Consider the following 20,359-nt stretch of genomic DNA (forward strand, 5'->3'; position numbering starts at 1 on the left):
ATGCGGCCCGCCACCGCTCCGGGTTCACCCGAGTGAGGGCGCAGCGGTGACCGCGGGGCCCGGACCCTAGTGCCGGTGCGGCCCGGGCCGGTGCACCGGCCCGTGTGCGTCCTCGCAGTGGTCGGGGGCGGCGGGCGGCTCGGCCCGTGCCCCGGTGCCGGGCCGCGGGCCGAGCGTCAGCACCTCGCCGGCCTCGGCCTGCTCCCCGACGTGATCGACCTGGAGCGTGGCGTGCGTGATGCGGTACTCGCCGCTCAGCAGCTCCTGCAGGCCGCGGCGCACCTTGTGGCAGTCTCCGCCGGGGGCCACCAGGATGTGCGCGGAGAGCGCCGGCTGCCCGGAGGTGATCTGCCAGATGTGCAGGTCGTGCACCTCGACGACCTCGTCCTGGGCGACCAGCCGGTCGCCCAGCGCGTCCGGGTCCAGCCCGGCCGGCGCGGCCTCCATGAAGATCCGCCCGGACTCGCGCACCAGCCCCGTACCGGCCCGCAGCATCAGCGCGACGACGACGAGCGTGGCGATCGCGTCGGCCCGCTCGAAGCCCGTGGTCATGACGACGAGACCGGAGAGCGCGGTGGCCACGAAGCCGAACAGGTCGGTGAGGATGTGCTGGTAGGCGCCCTCGACGTTCAGGCTGGAGCGGTTGGCCCTGGACAGCAGCCAGGTGCAGATCAGGTTCACCACGATCCCGGACAGCGCGGTCCACAGGACCATCGCCCCGCCCACCGCGGGCGGTGAGATCAGCCGCTGCACCGCCTCGTACGCCAGCCAGACCGACAGCAGGAGCAGGGTGATGCCGTTGGCCTGCGCGGACAGGATCTCGGCGCGCTTGAGGCCGTACGTGTACCCGCCGCGCGCCGGCCGCGCCGCCAGCCGCATCGCGATCAGCGCCAGCAGGATCGAGACCGCGTCGGTGAGCATGTGGGCGGCGTCCGAGATCAGCGCGAGCGACCCGGCCAGCACACCGATGACGACCTCGACCGCCATGTACGCGGTGAGCAGCCCGAGCGCGGCCCGCAACCACCGCCGGTCGGCGTCCGGCGCCACCCCGTGCGCATGGCTGTGACCGTGCGCATGGCTGTGCCCGTGGCCCTGCCCGTGGCTGTGCGCGTCGCCGCTCATGGCGCTCCTTCCTCCGGTCCCCTCCTTGCGAAGCAAACAGCACTTCGGCAAAAGATCCAAAGGCTGCACCGGTGACCGTTGTCATTACCGTCGAACGGCGTGTCGTGCCTGGTCAGGGGGTGAGGCGGCGGTCGTGACCGGCGCGCCGGGGTGAGCCCGCGCGGCGGGTGACGGGCGGTCGTGGTGCGGGGTGGCCGCCCGTCGGCTGCGGGTGTCAGCCGCCGCGGTGGAACGTCGGGATGCAGATCGTGTCCGAGGCGCTGCTCGTGGCAGCGGCGGCTATCGGTCGTTCGGCGGGGGCGGGCTGGGCCGCCGCGGCGGGCTGGGCGCCGAGGGCCTGGAGGCCCAGCGTTGCCGCCATCGTGCCGGCGGTGATTACTGCGGCACTCGTCCCGGCACGCTTCAGATAATTTCTCAACTTCGTCCCTGGATAACTCTGTTCAAAGCGATGGGCGAGAGGAGTTGACCATGAAGGAAGCGCACAGCGCAAACGAGATCAGGCAGTAAGTTTCGCAAAGTGCAGATACGTAGCAATCCACCTCAGGGGCTGAGGTGACGGCGCTTGGGGTGCGGTTCCGTTTCGGTGAGCGAGGCCAGCTTGCGGCCGATCCGGGCGGCTTCCGAGGCATCGAGTGTTTGGAATATGCCAAAGGCATTTTGCCACAACTCTTGGGCCGTTTCGCGGCGCCCTTCCTGCAGTCGTACGTCGGCGAGCGCGTCCAATGAACGGGCCTGCTGCTCCGGTTCCTGGATGCGGTCCGCGAGCGCGAGGGACATTTCGAGGTGGCCGGCGGCTTCGCCCAGGTTCCCCAGGGCCGCCTCCGCGGTGCCGAGTCGGTGCAGGGCATGGGCCTCTTCGTGGGCCGCGCCGATGTCGCGGGCCAGCTCCAGCGCTCGGGTGTGGTGTCCGGCAGCGTCCGTGTACCGGCCGAGTCGGTGGTGGCCGATGCCGATCCCGATCAGTGCATTGGCCTCGTTCCGGCGGTCGCCGAGCCGGCGGAAGGTGAAGAGGCATTCCTGGTACATATCCAGACCTGAGGTGAGGTCATGGGTATCTTCCGACATCAGGAGAAGCCCGGCGAGATTTGCCTGGGTGGTGACCTGGTCGGCGAGACTGCCGTAGGTGAGGGCAAGGGTGAGGGATTCCTCATAACAATGCCTTGCGCTCTCCAGATTTCCCATACGCATATGCAAATCACCGAGATTGTTGATGCACTTTCCGGCGTTCCTTTCGTCTCCGGCGAGCCGGAAGTTGCGGATGGCGTGGGTGAAATGCTGCAGGGCATCTTGATGCTCGCCGAGATAGAGCAGCGCAATAGCGATGTTGTTCTCGCAGCGGGCCCGGGCCCAGGTGTCGCCCGACCGCAGGTGGATCCCGAGCGTCTCCTGGTGCAGGCTCAGCGCCTCGTGGTTCCGCCCGAGGTGCCACTGCAGGATCCCCAGCCCGCGCAGCGCCTCCGCCTCCGCGTCCGGCGCCCCCACCGCGCGGGCGAGGTCGAGCGCCCTCCGGGCGGCCGCCTCGGCCTGGGGGTAGCGCGAGGTGTTGGCGTGGGTGCCGCTGAGGTCCAGCAGCGCCAGGCACAGCGCATGGCGATCGCCCGTACGTTCCCAGTGCTCGACGGCACGGCGTTGCATCCGGTCGGTGTCGGTCCAATGGCATTCGGCGTCCAGGAAGCCCGCGAGCACGTGGCTCAGGGTCGCGGCCCGGTCGGACGGGCCGTGGGTGCGGGCGTGGCGCTCGGTGGCCAGGAGGTTCGCTCGTTCCGTCGTCAGCCAGTCCTTGGCGGCTTCCGCGTGCCTCAAGGAGGGCAGGGGTGGCAGGGCACTGTGGGCCTCGGGCCGGGGGAGACGCAAGCGCCGTGGGTAGAGCAGCCGGTCGGCGGCGTCCGCCGCCCGGAGGTAGAAGTCCACCAGCCGCCGCAGCGAGGCGCCGCGCTGCTCCTCGGTGTCCTCGGAGAAGGCCAGCATGCGGGCGTACTCCGCGAGGAGATCGTGAAAGCGATAGCGGTGCGGCGTGGGCTCCTGGAGCAAGTGGCAGTGCAGCAGGGTTTCCAGCAGCCGCTCCGTTTCGGCCAACGGAAGATCCACCAGAGCCGCTGCGGCGTGCGGTCCGAACTCGGAGCCCAGGTGCAGTGCCAGCCGCCGGAAGATGATCTGCTGGGGCGCGGTCAGGGTCTGGTACGACATCTCGAATGCGCGGGCAATCTCCGAATAGCCGTCGCGTAATTCGCTGATCCTCCCCGGGCCCCGGGAGAGCAGTTCCCGCAGGGTGCTCAAGGTCCATGACGGCCGGGCGTTGAACCGGTTCGCCGCGATTTCGATCGCCAGCGGCAAATAGCCGCACAGCCGCACGATGTGGTGGACCGCCGCGTCGTCGTGGGTGCGTTCCTCCCCGGCGAACTTCCGGAACAGTGCCGTCGCGTCGTCCGGGGGGAGCACGTCGAGAGCCAGCCAGTGGGCTCCGGGCAGACCGGCCAGATGGCGGCGGCTGGTGATGATGACCAGCGACGACGAGCCGTGGTCGGGGAGCAGCGGCCGTACCTGGTCGGTGTCGCCGGCGTCGTCGAGGATGACCACCGCCCGTTTCTGCGCCATCAAGGTGCGCCACAACGCGCTGCGTTCCTCGATCTCCCCGGGTACCGCATCCGGCGCGGTACCCAGCAGGCGCAGCAGCTGGGCCAGCGCGGCCCCGGGGTTCAGCGGCTCATGGACCTGGGCATGAGTGCGCAGGTCCAGGTAGAGCTGGGCATCGGGGAAGCGTTCACCGAGGCGTTCGGCGGCGGCCACCGCCACGGCGGTCTTGCCCACCCCGGCCATGCCGGAAATCGCCTCCAGCGCGATGACCGCGCCGGGGGCGGGGCCAGGGGCGCCGGCCGCATCGTCGAGGGCCGCACAGAGCCGCCGCAACTCCGTACGCCGCCCCACGAGCGTGGTGTGGCGGGGCAGGTTCCGGGGGCCGGCGGGGGCGGGCTTCGCCTTGGGGCGAGGAACGGTCGGCGGGCCGAGCAGTTCACCCAGCGGTGCGCGGCGCAGGATGTGCTGGTGGACGCGGGTCAGTTCGGTGCTGGGGTCGGCGCCGAGGTCCTCGCGCAGCCGACGGCGGGCCCTCTGGTAGACGCGCAGCGCATCGGCGTGCCGTCCACAGCCGTAATAGGCCAACATCAGGTATTCCAGCAGCATCTCGTCGTGCGGGTACTGGCCGACGAGCGAGGACAGCGGGCCGAGCACCCCGTGGAACCGCCGTAACCGCAGCTCGGCGGCGATTCGGGAGGTCGCGGCGCCGAGGCGTTCCTCGGCCATCCGGGCCCGCATCCGCTCCGGCCACAGCCCCGGCAGCCCCGCCAGGGCTTCCTCGTCCCAGAGGCCCTCGGCCTCGTGGAGCAGGGCTGCCGCGGAGCTGTCGTCCCCCTTCGCGGACTGTGCCCGGGCCCGGGCCGTCAGCCGCTGGAAGCGGTGCCAGTCGACGCGGTCCGGTGGGATGGCCAGGGTGTAGGTGTGGGCGTGCTGGGTGATCCGCGGCGCGGTGTCCGGTCCGGCCGTACGGATCGCCCTGCGGACCCGCGAGACGTAAGTGTGCACGGACTGGCGGGACTTGGCCGGTGGGGTGTCGTCCCACAGCCGGTCGACGAGGGTTTCCAGGGCCACCGGCCGACCGGCCGACAAGGCGAGCGAGGCCAGCACGCAGCGTTCCTTGTCGGAGCCGAGGCCGATTCTGCGCTGTTCCTTACCGAGACAAATGGGGCCGAGTACGTAGATGTCCATCAGCGCCTCCCCCTGATCGGCGCACCATCTGTTGTAGCGAGCATGGCACTCGCCAGAGGCAGAGGCCAGAGAGCCTCGGGGCTGGCCGGGATGGAGTGGCCGGATCCGTGCGGGGGACTCCCGTCCCTCTCCTTGGGGAAGAGCTGAAGCGATCCGTGACCGATCGGAACGGGGGCGGCAGATGCATCGGGACGGCAACGCCATAGGGGGCTCGGCAAGGATCGAGGGATCCAGCGTCCAGGCCGGCGAGGTCCACGGCGGCATCCACATCCACGCGCGCGATCCGGCGGCCCGGCCGGCCCGGCTGCCGGTGCCGCGGCAACTCCTCCCGGTGTCCCCGCACTTCACCGATCGCGAAGGGGACCTCGCCGCGCTGAACGGGCTCCGCACCCGCCACCCGGACGGGTCGACGCCGCTGATCGTCGTCTCCGGGCCGGCCGGCATAGGGAAGACCGCGCTGGTCTCACGGTGGCTGCGGGGCCTCGCCGAGCAGTTCCCCGACGGCCAGCTGTACGCGGACCTACGCGGGCACTCCGCCGACGGCCCCGCCGCACCGTCCGAAGTGCTCGGCCAGTTCCTGCGGGCGCTGGGCATCGGCCCGGTACCGGCGGGGCTGGGCGAGCAGACCGCGCTCTGGCGCTCGGTCACCGCAGGCTCACGGGTCTCGGTGATGCTGGACAACGCGTTCTCGGCGGCACAGGTCCGCCCGCTGCTGACGGACGGCCGCACCGGCCTGATAGTGGCGACGAGCAGACATCGCCTCACCGGCTTGCGCGCGGACGGCGCGCTCCACCACCAGCTCGGCCTGCTCGACCCGGCCGCTGCGGAAGAAATGCTCTCCCGGGGGGTCGGGGCCGACCGGGTGCGGAGCGAAGCCCGGGACGCACACCGGCTGATCGACCTCTGCGGCGGGCTCCCCCTGGCCCTGTGCCTGGCGTCCGCCCGGCTGGCGTCCCGCCCCCGGCAGCCGATGCGTTCCCTGGTGGAGTCGCTCACCGAAGGCCGGCGCCGGCTGGCCGCACTGACGATCGAGGGGGAATCCTCCGTGCACCACGCGCTGGACGCGTCCTACGCGGTGCTGGCGGACGACGCCGCGCGGCTGTACCGCCGCCTGGCGCTGCTGCCGGCCCGCACCGTGGAGGCCCGCCTCGCCGCATCGGCCTGCGCGGTCCCGCTGGAGGAGGCCGAACAGCTCCTCGACGCCCTGGTCGAGGCCAACCTCGTGGAGGACATCGGCCCGGACAGCTACCGCTTTCATGACCTCGTGCGCCTGCACGCCGCGGAGCGGGGACGGGCGGAGGAGCCTCCCGAAGCCCGGAGCGAGGCGTTACGGCGGGTCTGCGACTGGTACCTGGCGACCGCTACCGAGGCCCAGCGCCACCTGTCCCCGATCCAGCTGACGCTGCGCCGCACGTACGTCCACCCGCCCGAGCTGCCCTGCCCCTTCACGGACTCGTCGGGTGCGCTCGGCTGGCTCGACGGGCACCGTCTGGACCTCCTCGCGGCCGTGCGTGCCGCGTACGAGGAAGGCTGGGACGACCTGGCCTGGCAACTCGTCGACGCGCTCTGGCCGCTCTTCCACCGTCTGCGCCACCACGAGCTGTGGCTGGAGGCTCACGCGGTGGGCCTGCAGGCCGCCCGACGCAGCCAGGACCGGGTCGCGGAACGCCAGATGCTGAACTCCGGCGCCATCGGCTTCAGCGTCGCCGGGCGCGTCGACGACGCCGTCCGATGGTTCTCCTGGTCACTGGACGCCGCCCGCGAGGCCGGTGATGCCCGGGACGAAGGCCAGGCCCTGCACGGGATCGGCTCGGCGCACCGGCAGGCCGGCCGGTTCCCCGAGGCGAGCACCTTCCTGCACCAGGCCATCGAGACCTGGGAGGCCGTCGGATACCCGCGCGGCGCGGCCCTGTCGCGCATCGTCCTGGGCGAGATGGCGCTGGAGTCACCGGGCGCGACCTGGAACGGGCGGCCCGCGGCGGAGTACTTCGACCGGGCCCGGACGACGCTCCTCGCCGTGGACGATCCCTACGACGCCGCCCGTGCCCTCGCCTTCCACGGGCGGGCCCGGGCCGTTGCCGGTGCGTACGACGACGGTGTCTCCGAACTGGCGGCGGCACTGCTGGTCTTCGAGGAGGCCGGGGCCACGCCGTGGCAGGCGCGCGTGCTGGAGATGCTGGGACAAAGCGCCGCGGAGCACATGGACGCCCGGACGGCGCGCGACTGCTTCGTACGGGCCAGGGACCTGTACGCCCTGCAGAGCCCGTCCGATGCGCAACGGATGACGGATCTGCTGGCCACCGCTCCGGTGGAGCCAGCAGATCCGTGAGGGGTCGGCGCCCGGCTGAGCGCCCGCGCACCTATGCCTGACGGGCCGGCGGTGCGCCGTGCCGGGCGAGCGACAGCACGGTGAGGGGCAGCAGCTCGTCCAGCGAGTGCCCGGTCAGGACCAGGCCGTGCAGGCACGAGGCCATCAGGGAGTACTCCCACGCCGCCCGCCCTCGCTGCGGGTACGCCAGGGACGACCGGCGGAACACCGTCGGGAGCAGCCGGCAGCCGCCGAAGCGTTCCGCGACGACCCAGCCGCCCCCGATGAGCGGCACCCCGGCGAGCCGGCATCCCGGGTAGCGCAGAAGGAGCTCCCGCGCCCAGGCCACCGCGCTATCGGCCGGCCAGGGCCGTCCGCCGTGCAGCACGTCGGCACAGGCCAGCAACCGCTCGTCGGTGCAGGCTTCGGCGTCCACCGCGAAGTGCTCGTCGATCTCGGCGGCCTCCCTGGTGGTCGGCCCGACTCCGCTGCTGCTGAAGCGCGCATCGGCCGAGGCGCCCGCGGGCTCCCCGACAAAGACCGTGACGGCGACCGAGGCGCCGTTCCCCGCCGCCCGGCACCGTGCGACCCGCACCCGGCGGCGTCCGCGGACGGCCCAGGCGGCACCCGTCGTGGCCGCGGCCGTCATGCCGACACCCCCGTCCCGGTGTCCGGGCCGTACCTGTCGCTCGGCGCGGCAGACCAGGCCGCCAGCGGCGGTGGCAGCGGCAGCGGCAGGGTGGGCACGGGATGGGCGGGCTGGCCGAGGCCGAGCAGTCCGTAGAGCAGCCGGCGCATGTTCCGGCTGAACCGGCCGGGCTCGGAGGTGATGCGGGCGGCGATGGGCGCGTACTCCTTCCGGTGCTGACGGTGGTACTCGGACGCCGCGTACGCCAGCTGGCTCTTCAGGGAGTGGGCCGCCGACAGCGCGGGCGCCGTACGGGCGAGCGCGGCGGCCGGGGACGCGGGGTTGATCTCCTGCTCCGGAGAGGCGGCCAGCAGGATCGGCACCCCGGTCAGCGTCCCGTAGAGCGTCACCGACCCGTGGTCCCCGATGATCGCGTCCGCCGCGATCAGTACGGAACGCCAGTCCGCCTCCGGTGGCACCACCGCGACGCCCCGCCGGACACACTGTGCCAACCACGCCCGGACCTGCCAGGCGCCGTGCCCGGACCAGACGTTGGGGTGCATCAGGACCGCCACCTTGCGGTGGTGGCCCACCAGCTCCAGCAGCCGGGGCAGCAGCACCTCGATCAGTCCGAAGGACGAAGACGCCCCCCATGTGGAGACGACCGCGATCAGCTTCTGCCCCTTGCCGAGCCCCAGCGCGCGGCGGTAGGCACCGCGCCGGGGCAGACTGGCCACCATCCGGTCGTGGACGGGGTCCCCGACCACCGTCGCCACCGGCAGCGCTTCGGGGCAGGAGTGCGCCAGGCCCACCAGGTCGTCCCGGTGCGGCAGCACCACCGCGGCCGGCAGTGCCCTGCCACGCGGTATGAGGTCCTGGCGGCCGAGTCCCGCCACGCGGGTGTCCGCCCCCTCCGTGACGCGCTTCAGGAAGTTGGCGCCGTGCGGAAGCATGATCAGCGGCGCCCGGACCTGTTCCACACCGCGGGGCCCGGCCGCCAGCGCGAGATCGAACTCCATCCGGACGGCTTCCTCCCACGGCAGTACGGCTCCGCCCAGCCGCTCGAAGAGCCGTGCCACCCCGTCGCTGAACGGGTGTGGCGGAGCGGTGAAGACCACCTGGACCCGGAGGTCCGACTCCAGGAGGCAGCAGACCTCCTGCAGCCGCTTCCCGTAGGTCACGGTGTGCACGACGACCAGGACGCGTTTGCGTCCCGGGAGCGTCAGCCACTCCCGTAACTGGTGCTGCCTGCCTTCGAACACCCGCAATGCCGTCATGGCATCCCCCAGTCTGTGCGATGTCGACGCTGCTCGAACCGTCATGGACGGTCCGTTGTGGGGGGAATGCCCGGAGGGCCGGACGAAAGCCTTGCCGCACCCTTGCGGAAACCTTGCGGGCCGTACGAGGCGCGGTGGGGCCGTCCCGGTCGCGGCCGCGCCCACCCCGGTCAGTAGAGTTTCCGCTCCCGTACGACACGCGCTTGAGGTCCCGAGGCGAGAGGCAAGAGGTAACGGCAGTGAGCCCCGCACCATCCGCACCGGGCGGTTCCGAGCACCTCAGCGTCGTCGGCATCGGAGCCGACGGCTGGGCGGGTCTGTCCGGGGCCGCGCAGCAGGTGCTGCGGGCGGCCGAGGTCCTCATCGGGGGCGCCCGTCAGCTCGCGCTGCTGCCCGACGGGGAGTGCCCCGGTGAGCGCGTGACCTGGCCCTCGCCGCTGCGCCCCGCCGTCCCCGGGCTGCTCGCGGCGCACGCCGGACGCCGGGTGTGCGTCCTGGCCAGCGGTGACCCGATGTTCTACGGGATCGGGCGGACGCTGACCGAGGTCCTGGCAAAGAGCGGTGCCGGGCACCGGCTCCGGGTGCTGCCCCACCCCTCCTCCGTCTCCCACGCGTGCGCCCGCCTCGGCTGGCCGGTCGAGGACACCGAGGTCGTCACGCTCGTCGGGCGGCCCGTCGAGAACCTGGCCCGCGCGCTGTACGACGGCCACCGGCTGCTCGTCCTCTCCGCCGGCGCCGGCACCCCCGCCGAGGTCGCCGCCCTCCTGCGCGCGCACGGTTTCGGGCCGACCCGGATGCACGTACTGGAGCAACTCGGCGGCGACCGGGAGCAGTTGACCGAGGGCCATGCCGCCGACTGGGGCCGGGCGCCCGGCGACCCGCTCAACGTCATCGCCCTCGACTGCGCCCGGGAGCCCGGCACCGTGCCGCTCTCCACCGTCCCCGGCCTCCCCGACACCGCCTACGAGCACGACGGCCAGCTCACCAAGCGCCACGTCCGCGCCGCCACCCTCGCCGCGCTGGCCCCCGCCCCCGGCGAACTCCTCTGGGACATCGGCGGCGGCTCCGGTTCCATCGCCATCGAGTGGCTGCGCGCGCACCGTAGTTGCCGCGCCGTCAGCGTCGAACGCGACCCCGTACGGGCCGAGCGGATCGGCCGGAACGCGCACGCCCTCGGCGTCCCGGCACTGCGCGTCGTCCAGGGCCCCGCGCCCGCCGCGCTGGCCGGCCTGCCCACCCCGGACGCGGTGTTCATCGGCGGCGGGCTGACCGCCCCCGGCCTGTTGGACGCCTGCTGGGAAGCGCTGCCCCCGGGCGGCCGGATCGTCGCCAACACCGTGACGCTGGAGTCCGAGGCGCTGCTCGCCGACCGGTACCGGCGGCACGGCGGCGAACTGGTCCGGCTGGCGGTCGCGCACGCCGCTCCGGTCGGCGGCTTCACGGGCTGGCGGCAGGCGATGCCGGTGACCCAGTGGGCGGCGGTCAAACGGCCGGAAGGCCGGCCGTAACCCGCGGCCTCCGCCCCCCTACCGCACCCCTCCCCGTATCGCCCTCCCGCAGCGTCCGCCTCCCGTATCGCCGCCTCCCAGGAGACCGAACGACCATGACCGTCCACTTCATCGGCGCCGGCCCCGGCGCCGCCGACCTGATCACCGTCCGCGGCGCCCGCACGCTCGCCTCCTGCGGGGTCTGTCTCTACGCCGGCAGCCTGGTGCCGCGCGAACTGCTCGCCGAGTGCCCGCCCGGCGCCCGGCTCATCGACACCGCGCAGCTGGACCTCGACACCATCACCGCCGAGATGGTCCGCGCCCACGAGGAGGGCCACGACGTCGCCCGGCTGCACTCCGGCGACCCGTCCGTCTTCAGCGCCGTCGCCGAGCAGATGCGCCGCCTGGACGCGGCCGGTGTGCCGTACGAGGTGGTGCCGGGCGTCCCCGCGTTCGCCGCCGCGGCCGCCGCGCTCAAGCGCGAACTGACCGTCCCCACCGTCGGCCAGACCGTCATCCTCACCCGCGTCGCCCAGCGCGCCACCCCGATGCCCGAGGGCGAGGACCTCGCCACCCTCGGGCGCAGCGGAGCCCTGCTGGTGCTCCACCTCGCGGCGATGTACGTCGACCGGGTCGTCGCCGAACTCCTGCCGCACTACGGTGCCGACTGCCCGGCCGCCGTCGTCGCCATGGCCTCCCGGCCCGACGAACTCGTCCTGCGCGGCACCCTGGCCGACATCGCGGACCAGGTGAAGGCCGCGGGCGTGGTCCGTACGGCGGTCATCATGGTCGGCCGCACGCTGGGCGCCGAGCAGTTCCGCGACAGCCACCTGTACTCGCCGGACCGCGAACGCCCGCACGGTCCGTGCGACGGCGCGCCGCAGAGCTCTTCCTGACGCGCGTTCGGAAAACGACGGATCAGGGCTCGGCCCGATCAGGCGTCCGACTGATCATATGACCGCATCGGGGTGAATGTCCGTTACCGGCCGCTCGGGGACCGGTAAGGAACGTGGACACGCGCGGACCAAGGGAAGCCCGCGGCACCCGAGCAAAGGAGCACCCACGATGCGCACCCGCACCCGCACGAGACTGGCCGCCGGATCCGTCGCCGCCGCAGCCCTGCTCACCCTCGCCGGCGGCACCGTCGCCGTCGCCGACACCCCGGCCCACCAGGCAGCCGCCCGGCCGAAGACCGACCCCGCACCGGTGGGCGGCAGCACCGACACGGCGGCCCGGACGCACGACAGCACGGGCCTGCGCGACTACAGCCGGGCCAACGAGCACCGGACCAGTGAGCGCCGGTACCGCACGGACTGGATGCGCGACAACCCGCTACGCCTCGCCACCTGCGCCCTCGGCACGGCCCTGGGCAGCCTGACCAACGGCCCCGACTGCGTGGCGGACCGCATGGGCTACCGCTTCCGCGACGCCGCCCAGGGGGGTCGCAAGGACGTCCTCCGCGCCAGGCACTGACGGTCAAGGGCGCGTGCCGGGGGCCCCGGCCGGCGTCAGCGGCGCCTGCCGCCGGCCCCGGGCCCCCGCGGCTCCGCCCGGCCCACCACCATCCCGGCCCGGTCGATGCAGATCACGTCGACGGCCACCGGCGCCCCGCGCAGCACGGCCAGCGACTCGTCCCGCGCCCTCGCCGCCACCAGGTCGCCCAGCGGCACGCCGGCCGCCGCACACAACTGCAGCGCGCCCAGCCCGGTGTTGGCCCCGGCGACCGCCTCCGCCAGCGCCTCGTCGGCCCCGCCTTCCCGGGCCAGCTCCGCGAGGAACCCCTTGTCCACCTGGGACCGTGCCGAGTGCAGGTCCAGGTGCCCGGCCGCCAGTTTGGACAGCTTGGCGAACCCGCCGCAGATCGTGAGCCGCTCCACCGGGTGCCGCCGCACGTACTTGAGCACCGCCCCCGCGAAGTCCCCCATGTCCAGCAGGGCGTCCTCGGGCAGGTGGTGCAGCGCGACCGCGACCTTCTCCGACGTCGATCCCGTACACCCGGCCACATGCGTACGTCCCGCCGCACGGGCCACATCCACCCCACGCCGGATGGAATCGATCCACGCCGAGCAGGAATACGGGACCACGATCCCGGTGGTCCCCAGGATCGACAGCCCACCAAGGATGCCGAGCCGCGGATTCCACGTACTACGGGCGATCTCCTCCCCGTGATCGACGGAGATCTCGACTTCGATGTCCGGCTCCGCACCGGGTTCCGCGGCGCCGCCGTACCGACGGGCCACCCCGGTCAGGTGCTCCCGCATCATCTGCCGCGGTACGGGGTTGATCGCCGGCTCGCCGACGTCCAGCGGGAGTCCCGGCCGGGTCACCGTCCCGACCCCCTGCCCGGCCTTGAACACCACACCGGACCCGGGCGGCAGCACCCGTACCCGTGCCCGGATCAACGCCCCGTGCGTCACGTCCGGATCGTCCCCCGCGTCCTTGACCACCCCGGCCATGGCGCTGCCGGACCCGGCGTCCAGTTCCTCCACCGCCAGCGCGAAGGACGGTGTCTGGCCCTTCGGCAGGGTGATCGTCACCGGGTCCGGGAACTCGCCGGTCAGCAGCGCGGTGTACGCGGCCGTGCTCGCCGCCGTCGCACACGCACCGGTCGTCCACCCGGGCCGCAGCCCGGTATGCGCAAGCTGCGCACTCCGTCCTCCCGCGGCCTGTCCGGTGCCCGGCCCCGTACCCTGCCGTTGCGCTTCACCCACGGAGGAACCCACATCCCATGCCCGACGCAGCCCGCCCGCCACGCCACGTACTCATCCTCGGCGGTACTACGGAGGCCCGCCGCCTGGCCGCCGACCTGGCCGCCGATCCGGCCCTGCGGGTGACGACCTCGCTGGCCGGACGGGTGGCGGCGCCGCGCCTGCCCGACGGGGAGGTCCGCATCGGCGGGTTCGGCGGCCCGGAGGGCCTCGCCCGCTGGCTGCGCGAGCACGCGGTGGACGCGCTCATCGACGCCACCCATCCTTTCGCCGGCACGATCAGTTTCAGTGCGGCCGAGGCGGCCGCCACCGCCCATGTTCCCCTGCTGGCGCTCCGCCGTCCCGGCTGGGTACCGGGCCCCGGCGACACCTGGCACCAGGTCGCCTCCCTGGAGGAGGCCGCTACGACCCTCCCCACCCTCGGCACCCGCATCTTCCTCACCACCGGCCGCATGGGATTGGCCCACTTCGCCCACCTCACCGACCTCTGGTTCCTCGTCCGCTCGGTGGACGCCCCCGAGGCTCCGCACCCGCCCCGGATGGAGGTGCTCCTCGACCGCGGCCCCTTCGCCCTGGATGGCGAGCGCGCACTCCTCCGCACCCACCGCATCGACGTCCTCGTCACCAAGGACAGCGGCGCGGCGGCCACCGCCCCCAAATTGGCCGCGGCCCGCGAGGCGGGAATTCCGGTCGTGGTCGTGCGCCGGCCCCCGACGCCGACCGGAATTCCGGAGGCGGCCACTCCGGCAGATGCGGCGGAATGGCTTCGGCGCGTCCTCACCGAGGCCAACGAACGCTGAATCGATTCGCTGTCCGCACTCGTTCCACCAATTCCGCTATCCGTCGCCGCGCGACTTCCGCATTCCGCTCCTCGCGGCCCACCTCACGGGCAGGTTCGGGCTCTTTCTCTTCGTCACTCACCGAACCATTCACCCCACCTCGCCTCGCAACGCCTCGGCCAGCCGGCGCGCGGTCTGCGGCGTACAACGCCCCAGGTCGAGGAGGGGTCGCGGGAAATCCCCCGCCAACGAAACCCCATCCAGCGTCAACGAGGGCAAGGTCACGCCCGCCCCCTTCAATGCCCCACGCAACTCGTCCCGTGCATCCTCTGCATCCTTGATCGTCGCGGCCGCCCGACTGCGCTCCACCATCTCTTTCTTCCCATCCTTAAGTTCGGATCCTGGCGGGTGATGCCAACGCCCTTGCTGATCCCTAGAGTTGTGGATGCGGCGCTGCTTGCGAAAGCAGGCAGGCGTTGCCGTGGGAAAGGGCAACAAAGGGAGAGTGGGATGGTCGAAAAGAATTCCGAGAACGAGGACTCCGCCCGCTGGGTTCTGGCCTGCGAACTCCGCCGGTTACGCGATGCGTCCGGAAAATCGCTGGCCCAGCTGGCCGAGGAAACCAACTACGACCGCACGTACCTGCACCGCCTGGAAACCGGCGAACGCCTCTCGAAGCTACCGGTCATGGAGGCCCTCGACCGGGTCCATGGGACGGGGGAACTGCTTGTCCGGCTGTGGCGGTTGGCGCGGCTGGAGTCGTTCAAGGACAGGTACCGCGAGTTCATGCGGTATGAGGCCAAGGCCACGATCATCCACAAGTACTCGCTGATCGTCCCTGGCTTGCTGCAGACCGAGGACTTCGCGCGGCTCGCGCTGTCGATGGGGCCGACACCTATAAGCCGTGAGGAACTGGAGGAGAGCGTCGCGGCCCGTTTGAGCAGGCAAGAGCTGCTGCGCCGCAACCCGGCGCCCACAGTGCGATTCATTCTCGACGAGTCGGTCCTACGGCGTCCAGTGCTTGACCGCGAGGTCTGGCATGGCCAGTTGGCCAGGATCGCGGAGGCCGCCGAAGAGCCGAACATCACGATTCAGGTGCTTCCGTTCTCTGCCGGGGTACAACGCTTGGCGGGTGCCCCGCTCGCGCTCCTGTGGATGGCGGACGACAGTGCTGTTGCCTACTTGGAGGGCAACGGATCAGGTGAACTGATCGAGGATCCGGAAGAAGTCCAGCGCTACCGACTGTCTTACGATCACCTGCGAGATGCGGCGCTGTCGCCCCGTAACTCATTAGCGCTGATCAAACAGTTGGTGGAGGAGAGCAGCCCATGATGACGACGCTCAACCTGGCTGGCGTGACATGGCGCAAGAGCAGCTTCAGCGATGGCGGAGACGACAACTGCATTGAGGTCGCCGATGGTTTCACCGGTGTCGTCCCCGTCCGCGACAGCAAGCTTCCCGACAGCCCGGTGCTGTACGTCCCGGCTGCCGCCTGGGGCTCGTTCATAGAGACGGTGAAGGACACCCGATCGTGACCGCGTTGCCTGGCCGGCGCGGCACGGTGTGGCGCAAGAGCAGCTACAGCGACGGCGGAGACAACAACTGCGTCGAGGTCGCCGACGGATTCCCCGGTACCGTCCCCGTCCGGGACAGCAAGAACCCGGACGGTCCGGTGCTGCGCATCCGCGCCGCCGCCTGGTCGTCGTTCATAGCCACCGTGAAGGGGGACGCGTGGACTGGGGGACGCTGGTCGCGACCGTGAGTGGTGGTCTGATCGCCATCAGCGGCACCGTGCTCGCGGATCAGCTCAAGCAGCGGCATGAGAAGGCCCGTAGCAGTGCGGAGCGGCGGCGGGCGGTCTATATCGAGTTCATTTCCGCTGCCGGGGTATGCCACGCGCGGCTTCGGCAGATCGCTCAGGGCGTGGGCGACGAGGCGGATCCCGGTGGCGCCGCTCGGGCGGCGCTGACCGACGCCGCGATCCACGAGGTGCGCGAGCGGCTGTTCATCGACGCGAGCACCGCCGTCGCCGGCGCGGGGCAGGCCATGTTCGAACGGCTGCGGGCGCTCCAGCGAGCCGTGGCGGAAGGCGCCCGGCACAGCTCGCGCGCCTTCCACGACGTCTACCACCCCTACCTCGACGCGGTCTGGGCCTACCGCGTGGCCGTGCGCGAAGAACTGGAGGGCCGTCCCTTCGCGCCCACCGTCTTCGGGTGGGAGGAGTGGGACGGCACGGACCGGTGCCAGATCTGCCGGCAAGGAGCGTGACCCCCGGGTTCGTTCCCGTTCGTTCCCGAGGGTCACACCCCCCTGCGTGCTACTTCTCCGGATACCGCCGAGGGGTCCAGACGATCTCCGTGCCGTCGTCGCGCCGTACCTGCTGCGTCTGCGACGAGCCGATGATCAGGAGGGTGCGCATGTCGACCTGGGTGGGGTCGAGGTCGGCGAGGGGGACGGTGCGGACGGATTCCTCGGGGCCGCCGATGTCGCGGGCGAGGATGACCGGGGTGTCCGGGGCGCGGTGTTCCAGGAGGAGTTCACGGGCCTTGCCGACCTGCCAGGTGCGGCTGCGGGAGCCGGGGTTGTAGAGGGCGAGGGCCAGGTCGGCGGAGGCGGCGGCGTGCAGGCGTTCGGCGATGACCTCCCACGGCTTGAGGCGGTCGGAGAGGGAGATGACCGCGTAGTCGTGGCCGAGCGGGGCGCCGGCGCGGGCCGCGGCCGCGTTGGCGGCGGTGACGCCGGGGAGGACGCGGACCGGGATCGAGCGGTAGGGGTCCTGGGAGGCCACTTCGAGGACGGCTGTCGCCATCGCGAAGACGCCCGGATCGCCGCCGGAGACCACGGCCACCCGGCGGCCGCGGCGAGCCAGGTCCAGGGCGAGTTCGGCGCGTTCGGACTCGACCTTGTTGTCGGAGGCGTGGCGGCGCTGGCCGGGGCGTACCGGGACGCGGTCCAGGTAGGTGGTGTAACCGACCAGGTCCTCGGCGGCGGCGAGGGCGCCGCGGGACTCGGGGGTGAGCCAGAGGGGGCCCGCCGGGCCGGTGCCTACGACGACCACTTCGCCCGGCTCGTTCGCCTCGCCCACCTCGCCCGCTTCCCTTTCGGCCGCCGGGGTCTCGGAGGGTTGCGGTGCCGACTGGGCCGCGATGCGGCTGGGGACGACCGTGACGGAGAAGTAGGGAACGGTGTCGGAGTCGATCGAGGCGAGTTCGGCGGTGCGCTCGCCCGGCATCGTTGCGCGTTCGACGTAGTGGGCCTCGTCGAGGCGGCCGGCGCGTTCCATGGCGCGGCGGACGGTCGGGAAGGTGCGGCCCAGTTTCATGACTACGGCGGTGTCGGTGGCGGCCAGACGGGCGGTCAGTTCCTCCTCCGGCAGCGTGCCGGGGAGGATCGTCAGGACCTCGTCGGCCTCCGCGAGCGGCCTGCCCAGGCGGGCCGCGGCGGCACTGATCGAGGTGACGCCGGGGATCACCTCGGTCGGGTAGCGGTGCGCGAGCCGCTTGTGCATGTGCTGGTAGGAGCCGTAGAAGAGCGGGTCGCCCTCGGAGATGACCGCCACCGTGCGGCCGGCGTCGAGGTGCGCGGCCAGGCGCTCCGCGGCCTCCTCGTAGAACTCGTCGAGCGCGCCGCGGTAGCCGCCGGGGTGGTCGGTCGACTCGGTGGTGACCGGGTAGACCAGCGCCTCCTCGAGGTGGTCGTCGCGCAGGTGTCGGGCCGCTATGGAGCGCGCGATCGAACGGCCGTGGCGGGCGCTGTGGTAGGCGATGACGTCGGCCTCGGCGATGACTTCGACGGCCCGTACGGTCATCAGGGACGGGTCGCCGGGGCCGAGGCCCACGCCGTAGAGACGGCCGGTGGTCCCGGTGCGGATGCCCGTGCCGGTGCCAATTTCCTGCTGCTCGCTCACGCTCACTCTTCCTCGCTAGCAAGGGCGTTGAGGGCGGCCGCGGCCATGGCGCTGCCACCGCGCCGCCCGCGCACCACGATGTGGTCCAGCTCCGACGGATGGGCGATGAGGGCGTCCTTGGACTCCGCCGCGCCGATGAAGCCGACGGGTATGCCGATCACGGCGGCCGGGCGGGGCGCGCCCTCCTCGATCATTTCGAGGAACCGGAAGAGGGCGGTCGGGGCGTTGCCGAACGCGACGACGGCGCCCTCCATGCGGTCCCGCCACAGTTCCAGGGCCGCGGCGCTGCGGGTGGTGCCCATACGGGCGGCCAGGTCCGGCACCGCGGGGTCGGCCAGTGTGCAGAGCACCTCGTTGCCGGCCGGCAGCCGCTTGCGGGTGACGCCGCTGGCGACCATGTTGGCGTCGCAGAGGATCGGCGCACCGTCGCGCAGCGCCTTGCGGGCGGTGGTCACCACACCGGGGGTGAAGGCCAGATCGCGTACGAGGTCGACCATGCCGCAGGCGTGGATCATCCGGACCGCGACCCGGCTGACGTCGGCGGGCAGGCCGGAGAGGTCCGCCTCGGCGCGGATGGTGGCGAAGGACTGGCGGTAGATCTCCGCACCGTCCTTCTCGTAGTCGAACGCGGTCACTCTGGCCTCGTTTCTGGCGTTCCTGGTGTTACTGATGCTGCGGGTGTTGTTGCTGGTGCGGCCGGCATTGGGGCCGGGCGTACGACCGCGACCTGGTACCCCGCCTCCGTCGCCAGTACGTCGATCCAGGTCCCGTGCGGGTGCCCGCAGCGGCGCTCGCAGCCGGACCAGTAGAGGGGGGCTGCCTCCGGTACGGCGGGTGCGGCGAGGCCCGGCGGCAGCGGCACGCCCGCCTCGACCGCCGCCGTCACGTCCGCGCGGACGTCCGTGCGGGACTTGGCGCAGCCCGGTCGGCCGGTGCAGGCGCCGATGCGGTGCCAGGGGGAGGACGGGTCGGTGACCAGGCCGGCGGCGGCCAGTTCGCGGAGGCGGGGCGCGGCCGCGGCGGCCGCCAGGCCGGGGACGACGATGCCGCGCCACGGCGTGAGGCGGAGTTCGCCGGATCCGTCGTCGGCCGCGAGGGACGCGAGCAGCCGCCACTGGGCCACCGACAGCCTGCCGAGCGGCGCCAGTACGGACAGCGCGCTGCGGCCGTCGCGGCCCTCGACGATGCCGGGGGCGGAGGAGTCCGCATGGCGGACCACCGGCTCGGCCACCCCCGCCCCGCCCGGTACGTACCGCGCCTCGATGCCCGCCGCCCGCAGTGCCTCCGCCACGTCCCGCACCGAGAGCGCGTGGCCGTCCGGGAGTTCGCGCACCCGCCAGGCGCCGGTGCCGCCGGCCGCCGCGGCGGTCAGGAAGGTCTCGGCGGCGGTCAGGGCCGCGCGCGGTGCGTCCGGGCCGGCGATCCGCAGCGCCGCCGGGTCGTCGCCGACCCGCAGCAGCGCCCCGCCGCCGGCCGCTCCGTCACCCGTGATGCCCGATTCTGCGACCAAGGTCACATCGCCGCCGAGCGCCGCCACATCGCCCCGCCCGTCGTCCAGGGCGAACAGGAAACGGCCGGACAGCGCGGTCGCGGAGTCGCTCGCGCACAGCAGCTCGTCCAGCCGGCGGGCCCACCGCCGCACGTCAGCAGGGGTGTTCCGGTCCAGCCCGGCCAGCGGGGAGGCGAGGATGTTGCGGATGCGTTCGTGGCGTTCGGACGGCAGCAGGCCGGCGTCGTGCAGCAGCTCGGCGAGGCGGCCGCCGCAGCCGTCCGGCAGGCCGCGCAGCTCGACGTTGCCGCGCGAGGTCAGGGACAGCCGGCCGTCACCGAGCAGGTCCGCGGCATCGGCCAGCGCATGGGCCTGATGGGCCGTCAAGTCCCCGGCGGGGATGCGTACTCGGGCGAGATGGCCGTCGGCGGCCGGATGCAGCCGCAGCGCTCCTGGGCAGGCGTCACCGCGGGCCCGCACGGGCGGTTCGGCCCGTCGGGGCCGTGGTGAGGGGGAGGGCGGCATGGCGGCGAGCATACCTACGACGGTGCGCGACCGATCCGGGGCGGATCCGGCCATGAAACGGACGAATCCGGCCACCACGGCACGGGTTACGGAGCCCCGCGTACCGGGCGTACCGAAAGCCCCGCCCGCGGTCGCTCGCCGCCCCCGCAAAGGCCCGCTTACCTCCGTCGCCCGCAGCCCTTACTATGCAGGTCGGCGGGTCGGCTGACCCGTCGGACGCCAGCGACGGCGCCGGGCCCTCGGGTCCGAGGGAGGAAGCCCGGTGAGAATCCGGCGCGGTCCCGCCACTGTGAACCCGGCCGGTGCCGGGTGAGTCAGGAACTCCCGCCGTCCTTACGACCACCCGGGGCGCGGACACCCCGAGGAA

General features: G+C 72.5%; 19 protein-coding genes and 1 riboswitch. Of the genes, 9 read left to right on the plus strand and 10 right to left on the minus strand.

Annotated features, from left to right (window positions below; all coding sequences use genetic code 11):
- Positions 1–66 precede the first annotated feature (66 nt).
- The 3 genes from ACZ7MX_RS13190 to ACZ7MX_RS13200 all read right to left on the minus strand — a co-directional run bounded on the left by ACZ7MX_RS13190 (position 67) and on the right by ACZ7MX_RS13200 (position 4,884).
- Positions 67–1,122 (minus strand): cation diffusion facilitator family transporter, encoded by a 1,056-nt coding sequence (locus ACZ7MX_RS13190; RefSeq protein ID WP_472131633.1) that lies wholly within the window; start codon positions 1,120–1,122, stop codon positions 67–69.
- A gap of 214 nt (positions 1,123–1,336) precedes the next feature.
- Positions 1,337–1,483 carry a hypothetical protein gene (locus tag ACZ7MX_RS13195; protein WP_472131634.1) on the minus strand — a complete coding sequence of 49 codons (147 nt, stop codon included), beginning with the start codon at positions 1,481–1,483 and terminating at the stop codon, positions 1,337–1,339.
- A gap of 179 nt (positions 1,484–1,662) precedes the next feature.
- Positions 1,663–4,884 (minus strand): AfsR/SARP family transcriptional regulator, encoded by a 3,222-nt coding sequence (locus ACZ7MX_RS13200; RefSeq protein WP_472131635.1) that lies wholly within the window; start codon positions 4,882–4,884, stop codon positions 1,663–1,665.
- Positions 4,885–5,065: 181 nt separating this feature from the next.
- Here ACZ7MX_RS13200 and ACZ7MX_RS13205 point away from each other — a divergent pair, with 181 nt between their 5' ends.
- Positions 5,066–7,213, plus strand: a complete 2,148-nt coding sequence (locus tag ACZ7MX_RS13205; protein WP_472131636.1) for a regulator — start codon at positions 5,066–5,068, stop codon at positions 7,211–7,213.
- A gap of 31 nt (positions 7,214–7,244) precedes the next feature.
- Here the strand turns inward: ACZ7MX_RS13205 and ACZ7MX_RS13210 are convergent, their stop codons facing one another.
- Positions 7,245–7,841, minus strand: a complete 597-nt coding sequence (locus tag ACZ7MX_RS13210; protein WP_472131637.1) for a hypothetical protein — start codon at positions 7,839–7,841, stop codon at positions 7,245–7,247.
- Positions 7,838–9,097 (minus strand): hypothetical protein, encoded by a 1,260-nt coding sequence (locus tag ACZ7MX_RS13215; protein WP_472131638.1) that lies wholly within the window; start codon positions 9,095–9,097, stop codon positions 7,838–7,840. The genes ACZ7MX_RS13210 and ACZ7MX_RS13215 overlap by 4 nt, the downstream gene beginning before the upstream one ends.
- Positions 9,098–9,336: 239 nt before the next feature.
- On the opposite strand from ACZ7MX_RS13215, the gene cbiE reads away from it, so the two are divergent.
- The 3 genes from cbiE (at position 9,337) to ACZ7MX_RS13230 (ending at position 12,057) form a co-directional block, all read left to right on the plus strand.
- Positions 9,337–10,605 (plus strand): precorrin-6y C5,15-methyltransferase (decarboxylating) subunit CbiE, encoded by a 1,269-nt coding sequence (gene cbiE / locus ACZ7MX_RS13220; protein ID WP_472131639.1) that lies wholly within the window; start codon positions 9,337–9,339, stop codon positions 10,603–10,605.
- Between the two features lie 95 nt (positions 10,606–10,700).
- Positions 10,701–11,480: a precorrin-4 C(11)-methyltransferase gene (gene cobM, locus ACZ7MX_RS13225; protein WP_472131640.1), complete on the plus strand. Its 780-nt coding sequence runs from the start codon at positions 10,701–10,703 to the stop codon at positions 11,478–11,480.
- A gap of 169 nt (positions 11,481–11,649) precedes the next feature.
- Entirely contained in the window at positions 11,650–12,057 is a 408-nt protein-coding gene (locus tag ACZ7MX_RS13230; protein ID WP_472131641.1) for a hypothetical protein, read from the plus strand.
- 35 nt (positions 12,058–12,092) lie between these two features.
- On the opposite strand, the gene ACZ7MX_RS13235 is transcribed toward ACZ7MX_RS13230, so the two are convergent.
- Positions 12,093–13,295 carry a cobalt-precorrin-5B (C(1))-methyltransferase gene (locus ACZ7MX_RS13235; RefSeq protein ID WP_472131642.1) on the minus strand — a complete coding sequence of 401 codons (1,203 nt, stop codon included), beginning with the start codon at positions 13,293–13,295 and terminating at the stop codon, positions 12,093–12,095.
- A gap of 17 nt (positions 13,296–13,312) precedes the next feature.
- Between ACZ7MX_RS13235 and ACZ7MX_RS13240 the strand changes: the two genes are divergently transcribed.
- Positions 13,313–14,092 carry a cobalt-precorrin-6A reductase gene (locus ACZ7MX_RS13240; protein WP_472131643.1) on the plus strand — a complete coding sequence of 260 codons (780 nt, stop codon included), beginning with the start codon at positions 13,313–13,315 and terminating at the stop codon, positions 14,090–14,092.
- A gap of 129 nt (positions 14,093–14,221) precedes the next feature.
- Here the strand turns inward: ACZ7MX_RS13240 and ACZ7MX_RS13245 are convergent, their stop codons facing one another.
- A complete protein-coding gene (locus tag ACZ7MX_RS13245) occupies positions 14,222–14,443 on the minus strand; it encodes a hypothetical protein (protein WP_472131644.1) in 222 nt (73 codons plus the stop codon).
- A 138-nt stretch (positions 14,444–14,581) separates the two neighbouring features.
- Here ACZ7MX_RS13245 and ACZ7MX_RS13250 point away from each other — a divergent pair, with 138 nt between their 5' ends.
- From ACZ7MX_RS13250 to ACZ7MX_RS13265, 4 genes are read left to right on the plus strand one after another with little or no spacing between them, the layout of a single operon-like run.
- A complete protein-coding gene (locus ACZ7MX_RS13250) occupies positions 14,582–15,403 on the plus strand; it encodes a helix-turn-helix domain-containing protein (protein WP_472131645.1) in 822 nt (273 codons plus the stop codon).
- Positions 15,400–15,606, plus strand: coding sequence for a DUF397 domain-containing protein (locus ACZ7MX_RS13255; RefSeq protein ID WP_472131646.1), 207 nt, complete (start codon positions 15,400–15,402; stop codon positions 15,604–15,606). The genes ACZ7MX_RS13250 and ACZ7MX_RS13255 overlap by 4 nt, the downstream gene beginning before the upstream one ends.
- On the plus strand, positions 15,603–15,833 hold the full coding sequence (locus ACZ7MX_RS13260; protein ID WP_472131647.1) for a DUF397 domain-containing protein: 231 nt from the start codon (positions 15,603–15,605) through the stop codon (positions 15,831–15,833). Before ACZ7MX_RS13255 ends, ACZ7MX_RS13260 begins: the two co-directional genes overlap by 4 nt.
- Positions 15,803–16,339: a CchlQ gene (locus tag ACZ7MX_RS13265; protein WP_472131648.1), complete on the plus strand. Its 537-nt coding sequence runs from the start codon at positions 15,803–15,805 to the stop codon at positions 16,337–16,339. The genes ACZ7MX_RS13260 and ACZ7MX_RS13265 overlap by 31 nt, the downstream gene beginning before the upstream one ends.
- A 49-nt stretch (positions 16,340–16,388) precedes the next feature.
- On the opposite strand, the gene ACZ7MX_RS13270 is transcribed toward ACZ7MX_RS13265, so the two are convergent.
- The 3 genes from ACZ7MX_RS13270 to cobG are packed head-to-tail and all read right to left on the minus strand — an operon-like array spanning position 16,389 to position 19,992.
- On the minus strand, positions 16,389–17,984 hold the full coding sequence (locus tag ACZ7MX_RS13270) for a precorrin-2 C(20)-methyltransferase (RefSeq protein ID WP_472131649.1): 1,596 nt from the start codon (positions 17,982–17,984) through the stop codon (positions 16,389–16,391).
- Positions 17,981–18,613, minus strand: coding sequence for a precorrin-8X methylmutase (locus ACZ7MX_RS13275; RefSeq protein WP_472131650.1), 633 nt, complete (start codon positions 18,611–18,613; stop codon positions 17,981–17,983). The genes ACZ7MX_RS13270 and ACZ7MX_RS13275 overlap by 4 nt, the downstream gene beginning before the upstream one ends.
- Complete coding sequence (gene cobG / locus ACZ7MX_RS13280; RefSeq protein WP_472131651.1) at positions 18,610–19,992, minus strand: precorrin-3B synthase; 1,383 nt, start codon at positions 19,990–19,992, stop codon at positions 18,610–18,612. Before cobG ends, ACZ7MX_RS13275 begins: the two co-directional genes overlap by 4 nt.
- A 215-nt stretch (positions 19,993–20,207) precedes the next feature.
- Positions 20,208–20,335: riboswitch (cobalamin riboswitch) on the plus strand.
- Positions 20,336–20,359: the final 24 nt, after the last annotated feature.

It is taken from the genome of Streptomyces sp. NPDC107765 (assembly GCF_055657085.1).

Excerpts from the sequence above, each read along its gene's own strand:
- cobM (WP_472131640.1), top strand. The coding sequence starts at position 10,701 with ATGACCGTCCACTTCATCGGCGCCGGCCCCGGCGCCGCCGACCTGATC.
- ACZ7MX_RS13255 (WP_472131646.1), top strand. The coding sequence starts at position 15,400 with ATGATGACGACGCTCAACCTGGCTGGCGTGACATGGCGCAAGAGCAGC.
- ACZ7MX_RS13250 (WP_472131645.1), top strand. The coding sequence starts at position 14,582 with ATGGTCGAAAAGAATTCCGAGAACGAGGACTCCGCCCGCTGGGTTCTG.
- ACZ7MX_RS13245 (WP_472131644.1), bottom strand. The coding sequence starts at position 14,443 with ATGGTGGAGCGCAGTCGGGCGGCCGCGACGATCAAGGATGCAGAGGAT.
- ACZ7MX_RS13190 (WP_472131633.1), bottom strand. The coding sequence starts at position 1,122 with ATGAGCGGCGACGCGCACAGCCACGGGCAGGGCCACGGGCACAGCCAT.
- ACZ7MX_RS13210 (WP_472131637.1), bottom strand. The coding sequence starts at position 7,841 with ATGACGGCCGCGGCCACGACGGGTGCCGCCTGGGCCGTCCGCGGACGC.
- cobG (WP_472131651.1), bottom strand. The coding sequence starts at position 19,992 with ATGCCGCCCTCCCCCTCACCACGGCCCCGACGGGCCGAACCGCCCGTG.
- ACZ7MX_RS13230 (WP_472131641.1), top strand. The coding sequence starts at position 11,650 with ATGCGCACCCGCACCCGCACGAGACTGGCCGCCGGATCCGTCGCCGCC.
- ACZ7MX_RS13205 (WP_472131636.1), top strand. The coding sequence starts at position 5,066 with ATGCATCGGGACGGCAACGCCATAGGGGGCTCGGCAAGGATCGAGGGA.
- ACZ7MX_RS13215 (WP_472131638.1), bottom strand. The coding sequence starts at position 9,097 with ATGACGGCATTGCGGGTGTTCGAAGGCAGGCAGCACCAGTTACGGGAG.
- ACZ7MX_RS13200 (WP_472131635.1), bottom strand. The coding sequence starts at position 4,884 with ATGGACATCTACGTACTCGGCCCCATTTGTCTCGGTAAGGAACAGCGC.
- ACZ7MX_RS13240 (WP_472131643.1), top strand. The coding sequence starts at position 13,313 with ATGCCCGACGCAGCCCGCCCGCCACGCCACGTACTCATCCTCGGCGGT.
- ACZ7MX_RS13195 (WP_472131634.1), bottom strand. The coding sequence starts at position 1,483 with ATGGCGGCAACGCTGGGCCTCCAGGCCCTCGGCGCCCAGCCCGCCGCG.